A 15,464-nucleotide genomic window follows, 5' to 3' on the forward strand; every position below is an offset into this window, starting at 1 on the left:
GTCTGAACTCAGATCAGAAAGCCGAACGATTTTACTCGCTCTTTGCCTACCTTGGCATTGTCGTGACCCTGATCACCAACCCACGATGAGCGGACACTTCGCTGGACGTCGCACGAGGCCCGCGGGACGCGCGGGACACAGGAGGCAGCCGTCCGGGATACGGGATCCCGTGCGGACGCAGAGGGGAGCGGCCGATCGCCGACGTGAGCGTGACCGCCGCGGCCTTCCCTCCTGCGGGTGCCCGCCCTATTCTGACGCTCCGTCAGACAACGGTTGCGGAGGCCGACATGCTGCTGAAGGGGAAGACCGTGGTCGTGACCGGCGTCGGCGCCGGACTCGGGCAGCGCGTGGCGGCGGCCGTCGTACGCGACGGCGGACGGGCGGTGCTGGGCGCGCGGACCGCAGAGCGGCTGGCGAAGACGGCGGCCGAGATCGACCCCGCGGGCACCTCGACGGCCTGGCTGCCCACCGACATCGCCGACGGCGCGCAGTGCGAGGCGCTGGCGGCGCTGGCACAGGAGCGGTTCGGCGGGATCGACGCCGTCGTCCAGGTCGCCGCGCTCGACGACTACTTCGGCGGCCTGGAGGACGCGGACTTCGCCGTTTGGCAGCGGGTGCTCGACGTCAATCTGCTCGGGTCGCTCAGGCTCGCCCAGGCGTGCCTGCCCGCCCTCAAGCGCCAGGAGCGCGGCGGCTCCGTCGTGTTCATCGGCACCCAGTCCGCGGTCGCGGCGCCCAGCCAGGTCCGCCAGGCGGCGTACGCGGCCTCCAAGGGCGCCCTCACCTCCGCGATGTACTCACTCGCGCGCGAGCTGGGCCCGTACCGGATCCGGGTCAACACCGTGCTGCCCGGCTGGATGTGGGGGCCGCCCGTGCGGTCCTTCGTCGCGCTCACCGCACGCGCCGAGGGCGTCGGCGAGGACGAGGTGCTGGCCCGCCTCGCCCGCCGCATGGCACTGCCCGAGCTGGCCACCGACGGCGACGTGGCGGAGGCCGCCGTGTTCCTCGCCTCCGACCGCGCCCGCGCGATCACCGGACAGTCCCTGCTCGTCAACGCGGGCGAACTGATGCGGTGACGCGCGCCGTTGGACGCGTACGGCGCCGCGCCGTCCGTGCGTACGGCGCCGCGCCGTTCCTCGTGTGCGCCGCCGCGCTCCCTGCTGTCAACGGCCTCAGGCGAAGACCTTCGCCAGCCGCCGCAGCCCTTCCCCGATCTCCTCCGGCGTGTGCGTCGTGAAGGACATCCGCAGCGCCCCCGCCTCCGGCGCCTGCGCGAAGAACGGCAACCCCGGTACGTACGCCACGTCGTGACCGACCGCGGTCGGCAGCAGCGCCGTCGCGTCGTACCCCGCGGGCAGCCGTACCCACACGAACATGCCGCCCTCGGGCCGGTTCCAGGTGCTGCCGGAGGGCAGCGCGGCCGGCAGTCCGGCGAGCAGCGCGTCGCGCCGGGCGCGGTAGGCGGTACGCACCCGGTCCAGATGGACGTCCAGGTCGTGGTCGGCGAGGTAGCGCGCGGCGGCGGCCTGGTCGACGGTCGAGGTGTGCAGGTCGGCGGCCTGCTTGGCGATCACGCAGGCGCGCAGCAGCGCCGCGGGCGCCCGCAGCCAGCCCAGCCGCATCCCCGGCGACATGATCTTGGAGAAGCTGCCGAGCAGGATCGTCCGGTCGGCGGCCTCGGGCAGCGCCGAGATCCACGGCACACTCTCGCCCTCGAACCGCAGATCCCCGTACGGGTCGTCCTCCGCGATCCACAGCCCGTGCCGCTCCGCCACCTCGGCCACCGCGCGGCGGCGTTCGAGCGGGAGCGTACGCCCGGTCGGATTCTGGAAGTTGGGCACCAGGTAGAGCAGTTTCGGCCGTTCCCGGCGCGCCACCTCCTCCAGTGCCTCCGGGATCACCCCGTACGCGTCGGTCGGCACCGGCACCACCCGGGCGCCCGCGAAGCCGAAGCACTGGAGCGCCGCCAGATACGTCGGGTTCTCCACCAGCACCACATCGCCGGGCTCGATCAGCGCGGTCGCGATCAGCGCGAGCCCCTGCTGCGAGCCGCCGGTCACCAGGATGTCGTCCATGCCCGTCGCCAGGTCGCGCCCGCTCAGCCGGGCCGCCACGGCCGCGCGCAGCGCGGGATCGCCCTCGGTCGTCGAGTACTGGAGCACCTTGTGCGGCTGCTCGGCCAGGACGCGGGCGTACGCCTCCGCGATGGCCGCCGCGTCGAACAGCTCGGGCGCGGGCAGCCCGCCGGCGAAGGAGATCACCTCCGGCCGCGCGGTCAGCGCCAGGATCTCCCGTACCGGCGAGGCGCCCACCGAGACGGCGCGTTGAGCGAGGGCGGGCACGGCGGCTCGGGTCGAGGTCATGTCCGGCAGCCTACGAAGAATCGTTGCCATGTCCAGGTACTTTCCAGCATCCGGGCACCTTCACTTCTCCCCGGAGCTGACGTAGCGTCAGATTCATGGCTGAGGACGTGAGAACGGGCCCGGACGGCGGAACGGACGTCGAGGCGTACGGACGGCTCGCGGCCGTCGGACCGTACGGCGTCGACGTCGGGCACGCGCTGATCACCATGGTCGAGCCGCACGCCGGGCACGAATACGCGTACAACCGGTGGTACGAGGACGACCACTTCATCGCCGGTGCGATGGCGATGCCCTGGCTGTACGCCGGGCGCCGCTGGGTGGCCACGCGGCCGCTGCTGGACCTGCGGTACCCCGCGGACTCCGCGGTCGCGCGGCCGGTCACCGCGGGCTGCTACCTGTCGCTGTACTGGATCACCGCGGGCCGCTACGACGCGCACATGCGGTGGACGGTCGGCATCAACAAGCGGCTCAATCGCGACGCCCGCGTCTACCACGACCGCACCCACGTCTTCACCGCCTTCCAGGACCGCGCCGCGAGCGTCTACCGGGACGGCGCCGCCGGTCCGCGCGACATCCACGCGCTCGACCACCCGTACCGCGGACTCGTCCTCGAAGTGCTGGAAGCGGAATCCGCGGAAGGCCGGGACGAATTGCTGGAATGGCTGCGGGCCCGCCACCTGCCGAAGAAGCTCGCCGGATCACCGGCGGCGATGGTGGTGATCTTCACGCCCACTGCGCTGCCGCTCGACCGGATGTCTTATGTGAAACAGGTCGAAGGCGTCGAAACCCGGCTCACCCTCCTGTGGTTCCTGCAACAAGATCCACGCGAGGGGTGGGAAGAGCATTTCGCCGGTCACGCCGCCGAGATCGCCGGCCGGACCGACTCGGCGGGGCGCTCGGCGAAAGTGGAATTCATCGCTCCCTTCATTCCGACCATTCCCGGCACGGACACCTACGTCGATCAACTCCGTTGATCCGCTGACATGATCACCCGGTCCGCTGGGTTGATCACCCGGTCCGCCGCGTTGATCACCCCGTTCGCCGCGTTGATCATCCGGCCCGGAACATCAGGACAGCAGTGAGCCCCCTCGGCTAGGACGGCGGCCAGACGAGAGGGCTCTTCTGCGGTACTGCTGAAGGTGCGCGCGCTGTACTAGTTGATCGTGAACGCGCCTCGGTCGACGTCCGTGACGAACGCGGTCCACGCCTCAGGGGAAAAGCTGAGGACCGGACCCTGCGGGTCCTTGGAGTCGCGGACCACGACCGACTCGACGGCCGGGGACTTCACTTCGACACAGGCGCCATTTCCGGTGGACCGCGAGGACTTCATCCACGCGGGAGTACTGCCCAGCTTGATTGCCATCTCTGCTCCGGTCTGTGCTGATGGCGGCGGCGAGGTACGCCATTGCCTGACTACGCGCTCGACGCTACTAGCCAACATCACGGACCGGTGAGCCACTTCACCCAAGTGGATGGCATATTCCCAGTAACTCTTCCAATGGGAGTGAGCGGGGGTGTACCGTATCGCCCGCACTTCAGCGGGTGTATCGTTCCGCCGCTTCGGTGATGAACTGCCGGGTCTGTTCGGCGCTGAGCGCCTGGGCCCGCAGATGCTCGTACATCACGCTGTACGCCTGCACATCGGTGTCCTTCTCCAAGTACAGGTCGCTGTTGACGCCTTCGAGATAGACCACCGTGGCATCGGTCGCGTCGGTGAACTCCAGTACCGCGAACTGCCCGCTCAGACCGGGGTGCGCGCCCGCCTCGAACGGCAGCACCTGCACGGTCACATGCGGCAGATGGCTCAATTCCACCAAATGCAGAAGCTGGTCACGCATCACGTGCTCGTCGCCGACCTTGCGGCACAGCGCCGCCTCGTCCACCACGGCCCACATCCGCAGCGGCCCGTCCCGGTCGGTGATCCGCTCCTGCCGGCGCATTCTCACGCTGACGCGCTTGTCGACCTGTTCGGGAGTGGCCTCCGGCAGATTGCCCGCGATCATCGCGGCGGCGTACTCCGGCGTCTGCAACAGGCCCGGCACCACCTGGGGTTCGAAGACCCTCAGACTGGCCGCCTCGGTCTCCAGGCCGATGTACACGCTGTACGGGATGTCGCCGAAGGCATGCCACCAGCCCTGCTGGCGCGACTCCTTGGCCATCTGCATCAGCGAGTCGACGATCCGCACGTCCTCGACGCCGTACACACCGCACAGGTCGCGCACATCGCGCTGGCTGATGCTCCGGCGCCCGTTCTCCAACCGGCTGATCTTCGACTGCGACACCAGGAGCCGGGCGGCGACCTCCTCGGCCGTCATGCCCTTCTGCTCCCGCAACTTGCGCAGTTCCGAACCCAGCCGGCGGCGCCTGACGGTGGGATTGACGTTGGCGACCACTGGACGTGCACCTCCACGCTGAACCTACTGATGGTCAGCAGCCTGCCACTTGCGGTCATCGGCGCGCTGGCGAATGAGGGTAACCCGGCAGGGGCGTGTACGCGGTGGTACACGGGGGTGTATACGGCGACGCGCGGTGCGACGAATCCCGGAACGTGTTCCGAGTCCCGCCGCCCCGCGCGTCACAGCGGCTCCCGGAACGGGTCGCTGAGGACGGCGCGATGGTCGCGGATTGCGGTGCCCCGTCCCTGCCGACGGGCGCCGCAGCCGTCCCTGATGAGGGGGTTGCCGAGCGCTACGTGCTCACCTGCGCACGCGCTCTCACGTGCTGAACGTGCTGCCTGTGCTGCCTGTGTCCACTCGCTGTCGCACGCCGACTCAACGGGCGCCGGCGCGGGCCATGGTGCTGTGCCCCGCCGCTCGCGGTGCCGGAGCGGCTGGCCGCTTCGGCTGCGCCGCCACGCCGTTCTGCACATCCATCACGGCATGCGCGACGAGGCCGCCCATCGGGTCGTACCTGATCAGGTCACGCAGGCGCGATCGTGACGACCGGCCCTCGTTGCCCGGGTAGAGGTGCTTGCCGAGTCCCACGGCGTGGGCGAGCGCGGCGAGCGCGGCGGTCCGCGGGTCCGGCGGCACGCCGGTACGGATCGCACTGTCCAGCCGGGTACGGATCTCCCGGCTGACCGCGCTGTCGGACGCCTGGTACCGCGTCGTCGGCAGCACCCCGCACATCTGGCCGGGCACGGCGTGCACCATGCCGCACCGCTCCAGGTGCGCGAGATACGTCTGGCGGAGCCCGAGGCGGGGTCCGCCGATCCAGTGGACGGCCCGCACCGGACTGCCGCGTCGCCGCAGCAGTTCGAGAGCGGAGTCCAGGGTCGGATCTCCAGTCGGCCGTGGGTGCACCACGGCTATACGATCCCCGTCAGGGGCTATCCGTCCGGCCAGGGCCAGCTCGACGAGCTGCGCCCCGGCGAGGCCGAGGTCGAGCGATTGAGGCTGCGCCGTGGTCCCGGTCGTCGGGTCCAGTGCGAGCAGCAACAGCTCTTCCGGAATTGTTCTGCGGCTCTTGCCCATCCATGCCTCCCCGCGTGGATGAATGACAGGGTGACGCCTCTCACACCGGCCTGTCGAGAGCGCCTTTGCCTTATCGACGGGAACCGGGTGGTATGTCGTTCTCGTCTACGGGGTGGGCGGTGGTGTCGCGGACGGGTCGCGGGCCTGTCGGCGGGACACTGCCAGTGTGAGCTTTGAAGGGGTATGGGCGCCATTCGGCATCCGCCCCCGCACGATGTGTGCGGCCATTTCGTGATGTGTGGAGGAGGTCTGCGTGGCGGGCGAGTCCCCCGGCAGGGAACAGCGGCAGGGCACGTCGGGGGAGGCGGTCGAGCGGTCGACCGCTGATCCGAGGCTGGTGGTGTTCCGGACGCCCACCGAGGGGCACGGGACACGCGTGGCGGAGGGCGTACGGGAGGAGCACGCGGGCGCCGCGGTCGGAGCCGTCCCCTCCGCGCCCCCCGAATCGGCGGACTCCGCGGGCTCCGGCGCACGCCCCCACCCGGCCGCCGCCTCCTCCGCCGCCTCCACGGCGAATACGCCGGACGGCGTAGCGGCCGTAGACGAATCCTCCGACGCGGCTACGTCCACGACGCCGCCCGCGCCCCGCACCCCGGAGGTCCTGCCTCCGGAAGCGGAACCGAATCGTGACCTCCAGGACCCGGATTCCGCCGCCGGGGAAGCCCCCGAGGACGGGCCGGACTCCGAAACGGGTCCGAAAGCGGAAGACTCCGCGCCGGCCGGGCCGCCCGCGGCGGAGCGCGACGAGCACACCGCCGTGCTGCGCGTCGGGGGGCGCGGGGGCCTGCTGAGCGCCGGCGCCACCGCCGGCGGTGGTGCGGCCGGTGACGGTACGGCTGAGGGCGCCGACGGGGACGGCGTGAACGGCGCCGAGGGCGCGGACGGCGTGAACGGCGCCGAGGCCGTGACCGAGGCCGACCCCGACGACGTACAGGGCGACGTACAGGGCGACGTACCGGGCGACGTATCGGACGCGGCCCCGCCCTCCGGCGACGGTCAGGAATCCGAGGACGCGGACCCCGCAGACCCCGAGGACGCCGCCCCGGCGACCTCGACCGACGCCGCCGACGCCGCGCCCTCTGCCGGTGACGCCGAGGACGCCGCTCCGGAGGGCTCCGACAGCTCCGCGCCCGAGGACGGCGACAGCTCCGCGTCCAGGAACACCTCCGAGAACATCTCGCAGGACGCCCCCGAGAGCGCCCCCGAGGACAACGCCCCCAAGGGCCCCGGCGCCCGGAGCGCCTCCGTCCTGCGCCCGCTTGTGTCCGATCTCCCCGCCGAGCGCCCGGCGGCGCAGGGCGCGGAAGGCGCCTCAGGAGCCCGTAGCGCGCCCTCTGGCGCCTCCGCGCCCTATGAGGCGCCCCAGCCGCCCCCGGCGTCCGCCAAGCCGCGTACGGGCCCCGTGAAGCCCTCGGAGAGTCCGGCCGCGGGCCCGATCGGGCAGCCGTCCGCCCCGCCGAAGCCCGCCGGGGGCGCGCCGCTGCCCCCGTACGCCGGGAGCCCGTCCGCGATCGGCACCCCCACGGCGGCCTCGCCGGACGGCGCGGCGGCCGGGCCCGACGGGACGCGGTCGATGCCCGTGCCGCCGGAGCCCGAGGCGCCGCTGAAGCTGCTCGCGGAGCTGACGAACACCCCGCCGCCGCGCCAGACGGTGCTGCGGACGGTCGCGCGCCGGTTCAAGATCTGGACCCCGCTGGTGGTGCTGCTGGCGATCGTGTTCGTCGTGGTGCAGGCGCTGCGCCCGCTGCCGGCGCCGTCGATGGCGCTGACCGCGGCCTCCTCGTACACCTTCGACGGCACGCCGCTGCCGCAGTCCATGCCGTGGCCGTCGCAGGGCCAGTCGGTGGCCGAGGTCGAGGGCCTGGGCTCGCTCGGCGTGCACGGCGCGCAGACCCCGGTGCCGATCGCGAGCGTCACCAAGGTGATGACCGCGTATCTGATCCTGCGCGACCACCCGCTGACGGGTAAGCAGACCGGTCCGACGATCCCCGTGGACGCGCAGGCGGCCGACGAGGCGAGTTCGAGCGACGAGTCGACCGCGCAGGTCAAGAAGGGCCAGCAGTTCACCGAGCGGCAAATGCTGCAACTGCTGCTGATCCCCTCGGGCAACAACATCGCCCGCCTGCTGGCGCGTTGGGACTCCGGCACCCAGGAGGCGTTCGTCACGAAGATGACGAAGGCCGCCGCCGACCTCGGCATGACCAACACCACGTACACCGGCGCGAGCGGCTTCGAGGAGACCACGCGGAGCACCGCCGTCGACCAGTTGAAGCTGGCCCGCGAGGTCATGAAGAACGACGTGTTCCGGTCGGTCGTCGCGCAGCCGAACATCGACATCCCCGGCGTCGGCACGATCTACAACAACAACAACGACCTGGTCAACGTGGGTGTGATCGGCATCAAGACCGGTTCGAGCACCCCCGCGGGGGGCGCCCTGATGTGGGCGGCGAACAAGAAGGTCGACGGCAAGGACCAGTTGATCCTCGGCGTCGTCCTCCAGCAGCGCGGCGGCACGACCGTCTACGACAGCCTCCAGGCGGCGCTGGTCAACTCGCAGAAGCTGATCAACTCCGTGCAGGGCGGCCTGACGTCGTCGACGATAGTGAAGAAGGGCGAGGTCGTCGGCTATGTGGACGACGGGCTCGGCGGTCACACGCCGGTCGTGGCGAGCAAGGACCTGAAGGCCGTCGGCTGGCCGGGCCTGAGGACGACGCTGTCGCTGACCCCCCTCAAGGACGGGCTGCCGCACACCGCGACGTCCGGCGCCGAGGTGGGCACGATCGGCTTCGGCACCGGCTCGGCCCGCACCACGGTGCCGGTCGTCCTCCAGTCCGACCTGAGCGAGCCGTCGTTCGGCACGAAGCTCACCCGGGTCGGCTGACCCCGAGCCGCCCGCGGGCGGCACCGCGCAGGCTCCGGTACGCGGCGGCCGGGTCGATCCGACCCGGCCGTCCGCGTGTCAGCGGGTAGCAGGCCAGGCCGAGCAGCACTGACGTGAAGTGCCCGACGTCGGTGAAGGTGCGGCCCTCGCCCAGCGCGAGCCCGTAGAAGAGCAGCACGCAGGCGCCGTACAGGTACCGCCAGGGCATCGTGACCGCCCAGGTCAGCACCGCCTCGACCGCCGCCAGCCCGTAACTGACGCCCACGTCGAGGGTCTCGGCGGCCGACTGCGGCGCGTGCCCGTGCCGGATCGCCCACAGCAGCACGCCCTCACTGATGTACGTCGCCGCGACGTGCCCGATCAGCACGACCGCGAGCCACCGCCAGGTGCCCAGCCAGCGCTCGGCGGTGGCGTGGAAGACCGTGTAGAGCAGCACGTACGGCAGCCATCCGCCGCCGTCGGTCCACAGCGCGCTGCGCACCAGGGCGCGGACCGGCTGGCTCGACAGATTGCGGATGTTCGTCGACCGCAGCCGCAGGAAGTCGTCCACCGTGGCGGGCGCCATCCGGTGGATCGCGACCGTGGTGAAGAACAGGATCGCCAGCCAGATGTACGTGCCGGGGGCGCTGCGGATGTACGCCCACACGGCGCGGGCCACGGCGCGGGTGACACGCGAGAGGCGTGAGGGGAGATGCACGCTCCGGATTCTGTCCGGAAAGCGAGGTTTATACGGCCGCGCCGCGCGTAAGCGCGGCCTACCGAGTCCAGCGGGTGCGCGGGTCCCGGCCCGGTGCGCGGGTCCCGGCCGGGTCACGCGGACAGTTCGCGCTCCAAAGGGGTGCGGAATCGCGGTGTGACGGTCACACCGCCGCCCGCGAGAAAGGCGGTGAGACGCTCCGCCGCCGCCTCGACCGCGTCCGCCGCCCGCGCGCCCCGGTCGGCCAGCAGCCGCCAGGCGACAGTGCCGTCCGCGCGGTGCGCCCAGCCGCCGATCACCTCGCCGCCCCACCACACGGTGGGCCCGACGTTGCCCGAGCGGTCGAAGAGGGACGCGCGGTGCTCGCGCGGCAGGAACCAGTCGCGCTCCTGCCACCCCATGGGCGTCGGGTCCAGCGCGGGCAGCAGCGTCGCGGCGGGCGGCGGCGCGTCCGCCGACGGCCCGGCGTCACCGGGCAGTACGTGGCCGACGGCGTCCCCGTCCAGCAGCACTTCCTCGGCGCCGACCGCCGCGAGCGCCTTGCGCACCTCCGTCAGCGACCAGCCCGTCCACCACTTCAGATCGGCCGCCGTCCCCGGCCCGTACGCCCCCAGCCACGCCTTCACCACCCCGGCGCGCGCCTCGGCCACCGGCACGTCGGGCAGCGGCTCGGCGTTCGCCCACCGGAACTGGCTGCTCGTCCACGACCCGGCCGGCCTGCGCCGCTCGATCCGGCCCTCGGCGGCCATCGTCCTGATGATCCGGCTCGCCACGTTCTGCCGCGCCTCGTACGGCTTGCCCGCCGCCACCAGCACCTGCTCGCGCAGCTCGGGCACCAGCTTCGACAGCCCCGCGCCGCTGGTCTCGCCGTGCGCGTCGAGCGCCGCGCGCACCCGCGCCTCGACGTCTTCCAGCCACGCCTCGTCCCAGCCGCCGCCCTCCGCCAGGAACGCCAGCAGCCCCTTGCGCTCCTTCGCCGCGATCTGCCGCCCGGCCGCCGCGTACACCCCCGGCGCCGCCGCCCGGCCCACGACGAACATCGTGCGCCGCATCGCCAGCATCCGCACCAGCGACCCGGTCTCCCCGTACAGCGCCTCCTCCAGCGCCCCGACGCCGTCGCCCGGCTCGCGCAGCCGCGCCGCCACCGTCAGGAACACCGTCGCCGGATCGGTCGCGTGCAGCGCCACGAGCGCGTCGGCGACCTCCTCGCAGGTGCCCACGGCCCGGAGCTGCCGCCGCACCAGCCGCCCCCGCCGCTCCTCGTCCCCGACCTGTCGCCGCCGCGTTCCGCTCATGACCTCATGCTCACACGCCCCGCCGTCACTACCGGCTCAGCGGCCGGAAGCCGCGCAGGCGCAGGCTGTTGGCCACGACGAAGACGGAGGAGAAGGCCATGGCCGCGCCCGCGATCATCGGGTTGAGCAGCCCCGCCGCCGCCAGCGGCAGAGCGGCGACGTTGTAGCCGAAGGCCCAGAAGAGATTGGACTTGATGGTGCCGAGCGTGCGCCGCGCGAGGCGGATGGCGTCGGCGGCCACGCGCAGGTCACCGCGGACCAGGGTGAGGTCCCCGGCCTCGATGGCGGCGTCGGTGCCGGTGCCCATGGCGAGCCCGAGGTCGGCCTGGGCGAGCGCGGCGGCGTCGTTCACACCGTCGCCGACCATGGCGACGCTGCGCCCCTCGGCCTGGAGGCGCCGGACGACGGCGACCTTGTCCTCCGGGAGGACATCCGCGAAGACGTCGGCCGCGTCGATGCCGACCTCGGCGGCGACGGCCGCCGCGACGGCCGCGTTGTCCCCTGTGAGCAGCATCGGCCGCAGGCCGAGCGCCCGCAGCCGCCGGACGGCCTCCGCGCTCGTCGGCTTGACGGCGTCGGCGACGACGAGCACGGCCCGCGCCCGCCCGTCCCAGCCCACGACGACCGCCGTGCCGCCGTGCGCCTCGGCCGCCGCCTTGGCCTCGGCGAGGTCGGCGGGCAGGACGAGCCCGCGCCCGCTCAGCAGCCGCTCGCGGCCGACCAGCACCTCGTGGCCCTCGACGACACCGCGCACACCGAGGCCGGGGACGTTCTCGAAGTCCGTGACCGGCGGCAGTTCACCGGCCGCCTCGCGCGCCCCGGCGGCGACGGCCCGCGCGATCGGGTGCTCGGAGGCGTCCTCCAGCGCGCCCGCCAGCCGCAGGACGTCGGCCTCCTCGGCTCCCGACACACGCACCCCGGTCAGCGTCATCGACCCGGTCGTGACCGTCCCGGTCTTGTCCAGCACGACCGTGTCGACGGCCCGCGTCGACTCCAGCACCTCGGGCCCCTTGATGAGGATGCCGAGCTGCGCGCCGCGCCCGGTGCCGACCATGAGCGCGGTCGGCGTGGCGAGCCCGAGCGCGCACGGGCAGGCGATGATGAGGACGGAGACGGCCGCGGTGAAGGCGGCGGTCGCGCCCTCCCCGGTCAGCAGCCAGAAGGCGAGCGTGCCGAGCGCCAGCACGATCACCACGGGCACGAAGACGGCCGAGATCCGGTCGGCGAGCCGCTGCGCGGCGGCCTTGCCGTTCTGCGCGTCCTCCACCAGCCGTGCCATACGGGCGAGTTGGGTGTCGGCGCCGATCCGCTCGGCCTCGACGACGATGCGCCCGCCCGCGTTGACGGTGGCGCCGGTGACCCGCGAGCCGGGTCCGACCTCGACCGGTACGGACTCCCCGGTGAGCATCGACGCGTCGACGGCGGAGCCCCCGTCGCGGACGACGCCGTCGGTGGCGATCTTCTCGCCGGGGCGTACGACGAAGCGGTCGCCGACCGCCAACTCGCCGACGGGGATACGCACTTCCCGCCCGTCGCGGAGCACCGCGACGTCCCTGGCGCCCAGTTCGAGCAGCGCGCGCAGCGCCGCCCCCGCCTTCCGCTTGGCGCGGGCCTCGAAGTACCGCCCGGCCAGGATGAACGCGGTGACCCCGGCCGCCGCCTCCAGATAGATGTGGCCGCTGCCGCCGCCGCGCGAGACGGTGAGGTCGAAGGAGTCCTTCATGCCGGACATGCCCGCGTCGCCGAAGAACAGCGCCCACAGGGACCAGCCGTACGCGGCGAGGGTGCCGACCGACACCAGGGTGTCCATGGTGGCGGCGCCGTGCCGCAGATTCGTCCAGGCGGCGCGGTGGAAGGGCCAGCCCGCGTAGACCACGACCGGTGAGGCGAGCGTCAGCGCCAGCCACTGCCAGTTGTCGAACTGGAGCGCCGGGACCATCGACAGCGCGACGACCGGCACGGCGAGGACGACGGCGGTGATCAACCGCTCCCGCAGGGAGATCGATTCGGGGTCGCGCGCCGGGCCGGCGGCGGTCCCGTCGGCGTCGGCCGGGGGCGCGAGCGGGGGCGGGGGGAGCGCGGCGGTGTACCCGGTGGCCTCGACGGTCGCGATGAGATCGCCGACCGCGACTCCCTCGGCGTACGCCACCTTGGCCTTCTCGGTCGCGTAGTTGACGGTGGCGCTGACGCCGTCCATCCGGTTGAGCTTCTTCTCGATCCGCGCGGCGCAGGACGCGCACGTCATGCCGCCGATCTCCAGCTCGACCGCCTGCTCGGCCGCCGCCGTCCCGCCGTCCTTCGCCGCCGTGGTCATGGCCACTCCCGCTCCCCTCGTGTCCCCGTCGTACCTTTCCCGCCGCCCGGCCCCTGCCCCCGGCCCCCGCCGTGGAGGCCGCGAAGTGCCGGTCAGGCGCGGCCGACCAGTTCGTAACCCGCCTCGTCCACGGCGGCGCGCACCGACTCGTCGTCCACCGGCTGCTCGGACGCGACGGTCAGCAGACCGGTCGAGGCGACCGCCTTGACGGAGGTGACACCGGGAATCGCGGTGACCTCCTTGGTGATCGCGGACTCGCAGTGACCGCAGCTCATCCCGGACACGGAGTAGACGGCCTCGCTCATGGTGTTCTCCTCGATACGTGCGTGCGTGCCTGCTTGTGCGGACGTGCTTCTCCGTCCGCCGGGAACAACCATATACCCCCTAGGGGTATTCCACGAAGCTGAGATCTTCGGCACTCCGGGCGCCCCGCCGGTCCCGGCGCGCCGGGCGCTCGCCTAGGCTGGACGCGTCGGCGCGTACCCGTGGCAGGGACGCGACCAGCTCTTTCACCAGGAGGCGGCAGCGTGCTGCGCACCATGTTCAAGTCGAAGATCCACCGGGCCACCGTGACCCAGGCGGATCTGCACTATGTGGGCTCCGTGACCGTCGACGCCGATCTGATGGACGCCGCGGACCTGCTGCCCGGCGAACTCGTCCACATCGTCGACATCACCAACGGCGCCCGGCTGGAGACCTATGTCATCGAGGGCGAGCGCGGCTCCGGCGTCATCGGCATCAACGGCGCCGCCGCCCACCTCGTGCACCCCGGAGACCTGGTCATCCTGATCAGCTACGCGCAGGTCGAGGACGCCGAGGCCAGGGCGCTGCGCCCGGCCGTCGTCCATGTGGACGCCGACAACCGGATCATCACGGTCGGCGGCGACCCGTCGGAGCCCACCCCCGGCGCGGACACGCTCCGCCCCCCGCACGCCGTGGCGCGGGTCTGACGGCCGAAGCCGGATCACTGATGTGCCGGGGCCCGCTCGCTGATCGCGGGGTGTTCGCGGAATGTTCGCGGACCGCTCGTGGCGCGTCGCGCCCCGTGCGTCCGACGGTGAGCGTTACGCGGCGGTGACGACCGCCGCGCCGCTCACCGGGCCGACGGCCGGGCCCTGGACCGGGCGTATCGGCATCTGGGTACCCCGCGCGGCGGCGGTCCACTCGGCGCGCAGCCGCGCCAGCTCCGTGAGCTCTTCGGCCGTCCAAGGCCGGTCGCCGTGCTCCTGCACATAAGCGCGCAGGGCCGCGTTCGCTTGATCGAGACTTCCCCCGTACATGTGAACCACAGTAGACGGCGGCACTGACAATCCCGAATCCGTTAAACACCGCGCGTGACCGTGTCGATGCGGCACGGCGCCTTCCGTTTCACCCGCCAAGGCGGTGACCTGCGCACGAACGGCGATTGTCGGGACCGGCTGCCATGCTGGGTGTGAGAGAGGACACTGCGTCCCAATCGGACAAAAAGCCCGGCACCCGCCCGATCCGCCCGGCACCCCTGATCCGCCCGACGCCTCCGATCCGCCCGGACGGCTCCGATCCGCCCGGCCACCGCACGACAGCTCCAGGAGGAAGGCACCCATGCTCACCAACGACTACGTGCCCGGCGCGCCCGACTGGATCGACCTGGGCAGCCGCGACACCACGGCCGCCGCCGCGTACTACGGCTCGCTCTTCGGCTGGGAATTCGAACCGGGCGGCCCCGCGTCCGGCGGGTACGGCACCTTCGTGCGGGACGGCGCGACGGTCGCCGCGCTGGGCCCGCTCCAGGACACCGGCGCCCACCCGGCCTGGACGGTCTACTTCGAGACCGCCGACGCCGACGCCACCACGGCGGCCGTCGAGGAGAACGGCGGCACCGTACGGGTGCCGCCGATGGACGTCTTCGACCAGGGCCGCCTCGCCTCCTACACCGACCCGACCGGCGGCGAATTCGGCGTCTGGCAGCCCGGCACCAACAAGGGCCTGGACCACGTCGGCCCCTGGGGCCTGTGCTGGACCGAGCTGTACACACCGCGGGCCCAGCGCGCCAAGGACTTCTACGCCGCGGTCCTGGCCTGGGACTACGAGGACATGCCGCTGCCCGGCGACGCGTCCGCCGACGTCTACACCGTGGTGTCCCGCTCCGGCGGCGGCCAGGACGGCTCGCACGGCGGCATCCTCCAGCTCGGCCCCGACCTGCTCCCCGCCGGTACGGCCTACTGGCAGCCCTACTTCGGCGTCGACGACTGCGACGCCGTCGTCGCCAGGGCCACCGAGGGCGGCGGCACGGCCCTCCTGCCCCCCACCGACATGGCGGGCGTCGGCCGCCTCGCCCTGCTGACCGACCCCGAGGGCGCGTTCTTCGCCGTGCTCACCCCGGCGGCCTCGATGACGTCCTGAGCCCGTACGGCCCGTAAAGCCCGCACGGCCCGCAAAGCCGCCACAGCATGCCCGGCCCG

At 72.5% G+C, this 15,464-nt stretch carries 14 protein-coding genes; 5 read left to right on the forward strand and 9 right to left on the reverse strand.

Features of this window, described 5'->3' with window-relative positions; genetic code table 11:
• Window positions 1-287 precede the first annotated feature (287 nt).
• Window positions 288-1,076, forward strand: a complete 789-nt coding sequence (locus tag ABZX65_RS13500) for an SDR family oxidoreductase (RefSeq protein WP_355337718.1) — start codon at window positions 288-290, stop codon at window positions 1,074-1,076.
• A gap of 96 nt (window positions 1,077-1,172) precedes the next feature.
• Here the strand turns inward: ABZX65_RS13500 and ABZX65_RS13505 are convergent, their stop codons facing one another.
• Entirely contained in the window at window positions 1,173-2,363 is a 1,191-nt protein-coding gene (locus ABZX65_RS13505; protein ID WP_355337721.1) for a PLP-dependent aminotransferase family protein, read from the reverse strand.
• A 95-nt stretch (window positions 2,364-2,458) separates the two neighbouring features.
• Here ABZX65_RS13505 and ABZX65_RS13510 point away from each other — a divergent pair, with 95 nt between their 5' ends.
• Window positions 2,459-3,337 (forward strand): hypothetical protein, encoded by an 879-nt coding sequence (locus tag ABZX65_RS13510; protein WP_355337724.1) that lies wholly within the window; start codon window positions 2,459-2,461, stop codon window positions 3,335-3,337.
• 179 nt (window positions 3,338-3,516) lie between these two features.
• Here the strand turns inward: ABZX65_RS13510 and ABZX65_RS13515 are convergent, their stop codons facing one another.
• The 3 genes from ABZX65_RS13515 to ABZX65_RS13525 all read right to left on the reverse strand — a co-directional run bounded on the left by ABZX65_RS13515 (window position 3,517) and on the right by ABZX65_RS13525 (window position 5,836).
• Window positions 3,517-3,726: a DUF397 domain-containing protein gene (locus tag ABZX65_RS13515; RefSeq protein WP_355337727.1), complete on the reverse strand. Its 210-nt coding sequence runs from the start codon at window positions 3,724-3,726 to the stop codon at window positions 3,517-3,519.
• Between the two features lie 172 nt (window positions 3,727-3,898).
• Window positions 3,899-4,756, reverse strand: coding sequence for a helix-turn-helix transcriptional regulator (locus ABZX65_RS13520; RefSeq protein WP_355337730.1), 858 nt, complete (start codon window positions 4,754-4,756; stop codon window positions 3,899-3,901).
• Between the two features lie 378 nt (window positions 4,757-5,134).
• Complete coding sequence (locus tag ABZX65_RS13525) at window positions 5,135-5,836, reverse strand: GPP34 family phosphoprotein (protein ID WP_355337733.1); 702 nt, start codon at window positions 5,834-5,836, stop codon at window positions 5,135-5,137.
• A 253-nt stretch (window positions 5,837-6,089) separates the two neighbouring features.
• Between ABZX65_RS13525 and ABZX65_RS13530 the strand changes: the two genes are divergently transcribed.
• The gene (locus ABZX65_RS13530; RefSeq protein WP_355337736.1) at window positions 6,090-8,717 is read left to right on the forward strand and encodes a D-alanyl-D-alanine carboxypeptidase; all 2,628 of its coding nucleotides are present in this window, start codon (window positions 6,090-6,092) and stop codon (window positions 8,715-8,717) included.
• Here the strand turns inward: ABZX65_RS13530 and ABZX65_RS13535 are convergent.
• The 4 genes from ABZX65_RS13535 to ABZX65_RS13550 all read right to left on the reverse strand — a co-directional run bounded on the left by ABZX65_RS13535 (window position 8,701) and on the right by ABZX65_RS13550 (window position 13,328).
• Window positions 8,701-9,414 (reverse strand): rhomboid-like protein, encoded by a 714-nt coding sequence (locus ABZX65_RS13535; protein WP_355337739.1) that lies wholly within the window; start codon window positions 9,412-9,414, stop codon window positions 8,701-8,703. The two genes, ABZX65_RS13530 and ABZX65_RS13535, sit on opposite strands and share 17 nt — an antisense overlap.
• A 113-nt stretch (window positions 9,415-9,527) precedes the next feature.
• Window positions 9,528-10,709 carry a winged helix DNA-binding domain-containing protein gene (locus tag ABZX65_RS13540; RefSeq protein WP_355337742.1) on the reverse strand — a complete coding sequence of 394 codons (1,182 nt, stop codon included), beginning with the start codon at window positions 10,707-10,709 and terminating at the stop codon, window positions 9,528-9,530.
• Window positions 10,710-10,737: 28 nt separating this feature from the next.
• Window positions 10,738-13,023, reverse strand: a complete 2,286-nt coding sequence (locus tag ABZX65_RS13545; protein WP_355337745.1) for a heavy metal translocating P-type ATPase — start codon at window positions 13,021-13,023, stop codon at window positions 10,738-10,740.
• A 92-nt stretch (window positions 13,024-13,115) separates the two neighbouring features.
• The gene (locus tag ABZX65_RS13550; RefSeq protein ID WP_188279701.1) at window positions 13,116-13,328 is read right to left on the reverse strand and encodes a heavy-metal-associated domain-containing protein; all 213 of its coding nucleotides are present in this window, start codon (window positions 13,326-13,328) and stop codon (window positions 13,116-13,118) included.
• A 222-nt stretch (window positions 13,329-13,550) separates the two neighbouring features.
• Here ABZX65_RS13550 and panD point away from each other — a divergent pair, with 222 nt between their 5' ends.
• A complete protein-coding gene (gene panD / locus ABZX65_RS13555) occupies window positions 13,551-13,973 on the forward strand; it encodes an aspartate 1-decarboxylase (protein ID WP_355337748.1) in 423 nt (140 codons plus the stop codon).
• A gap of 114 nt (window positions 13,974-14,087) precedes the next feature.
• Here panD and ABZX65_RS13560 read toward each other — a convergent pair whose 3' ends face one another.
• Window positions 14,088-14,303: a hypothetical protein gene (locus ABZX65_RS13560; protein ID WP_188279703.1), complete on the reverse strand. Its 216-nt coding sequence runs from the start codon at window positions 14,301-14,303 to the stop codon at window positions 14,088-14,090.
• A 301-nt stretch (window positions 14,304-14,604) separates the two neighbouring features.
• On the opposite strand from ABZX65_RS13560, the gene ABZX65_RS13565 reads away from it, so the two are divergent.
• The gene (locus ABZX65_RS13565; protein ID WP_355337751.1) at window positions 14,605-15,405 is read left to right on the forward strand and encodes a VOC family protein; all 801 of its coding nucleotides are present in this window, start codon (window positions 14,605-14,607) and stop codon (window positions 15,403-15,405) included.
• Window positions 15,406-15,464: the final 59 nt, after the last annotated feature.

It is taken from the genome of Streptomyces sp. NPDC003300 (genome assembly GCF_040610915.1).
In the GTDB taxonomy this organism is placed as follows: domain Bacteria; phylum Actinomycetota; class Actinomycetes; order Streptomycetales; family Streptomycetaceae; genus Actinacidiphila.

Coding starts and splice junctions, on each gene's coding strand:
- ABZX65_RS13500 (WP_355337718.1), top strand. CDS start 288: ATGCTGCTGAAGGGGAAGACCGTGGTCGTGACCGGCGTCGGCGCCGGA.
- ABZX65_RS13505 (WP_355337721.1), bottom strand. CDS start 2,363: ATGACCTCGACCCGAGCCGCCGTGCCCGCCCTCGCTCAACGCGCCGTC.
- ABZX65_RS13510 (WP_355337724.1), top strand. CDS start 2,459: ATGGCTGAGGACGTGAGAACGGGCCCGGACGGCGGAACGGACGTCGAG.
- ABZX65_RS13515 (WP_355337727.1), bottom strand. CDS start 3,726: ATGGCAATCAAGCTGGGCAGTACTCCCGCGTGGATGAAGTCCTCGCGG.
- ABZX65_RS13525 (WP_355337733.1), bottom strand. CDS start 5,836: ATGGGCAAGAGCCGCAGAACAATTCCGGAAGAGCTGTTGCTGCTCGCA.
- ABZX65_RS13540 (WP_355337742.1), bottom strand. CDS start 10,709: ATGAGCGGAACGCGGCGGCGACAGGTCGGGGACGAGGAGCGGCGGGGG.
- ABZX65_RS13545 (WP_355337745.1), bottom strand. CDS start 13,023: ATGACCACGGCGGCGAAGGACGGCGGGACGGCGGCGGCCGAGCAGGCG.
- ABZX65_RS13550 (WP_188279701.1), bottom strand. CDS start 13,328: ATGAGCGAGGCCGTCTACTCCGTGTCCGGGATGAGCTGCGGTCACTGC.
- ABZX65_RS13560 (WP_188279703.1), bottom strand. CDS start 14,303: ATGTACGGGGGAAGTCTCGATCAAGCGAACGCGGCCCTGCGCGCTTAT.
- ABZX65_RS13565 (WP_355337751.1), top strand. CDS start 14,605: ATGCTCACCAACGACTACGTGCCCGGCGCGCCCGACTGGATCGACCTG.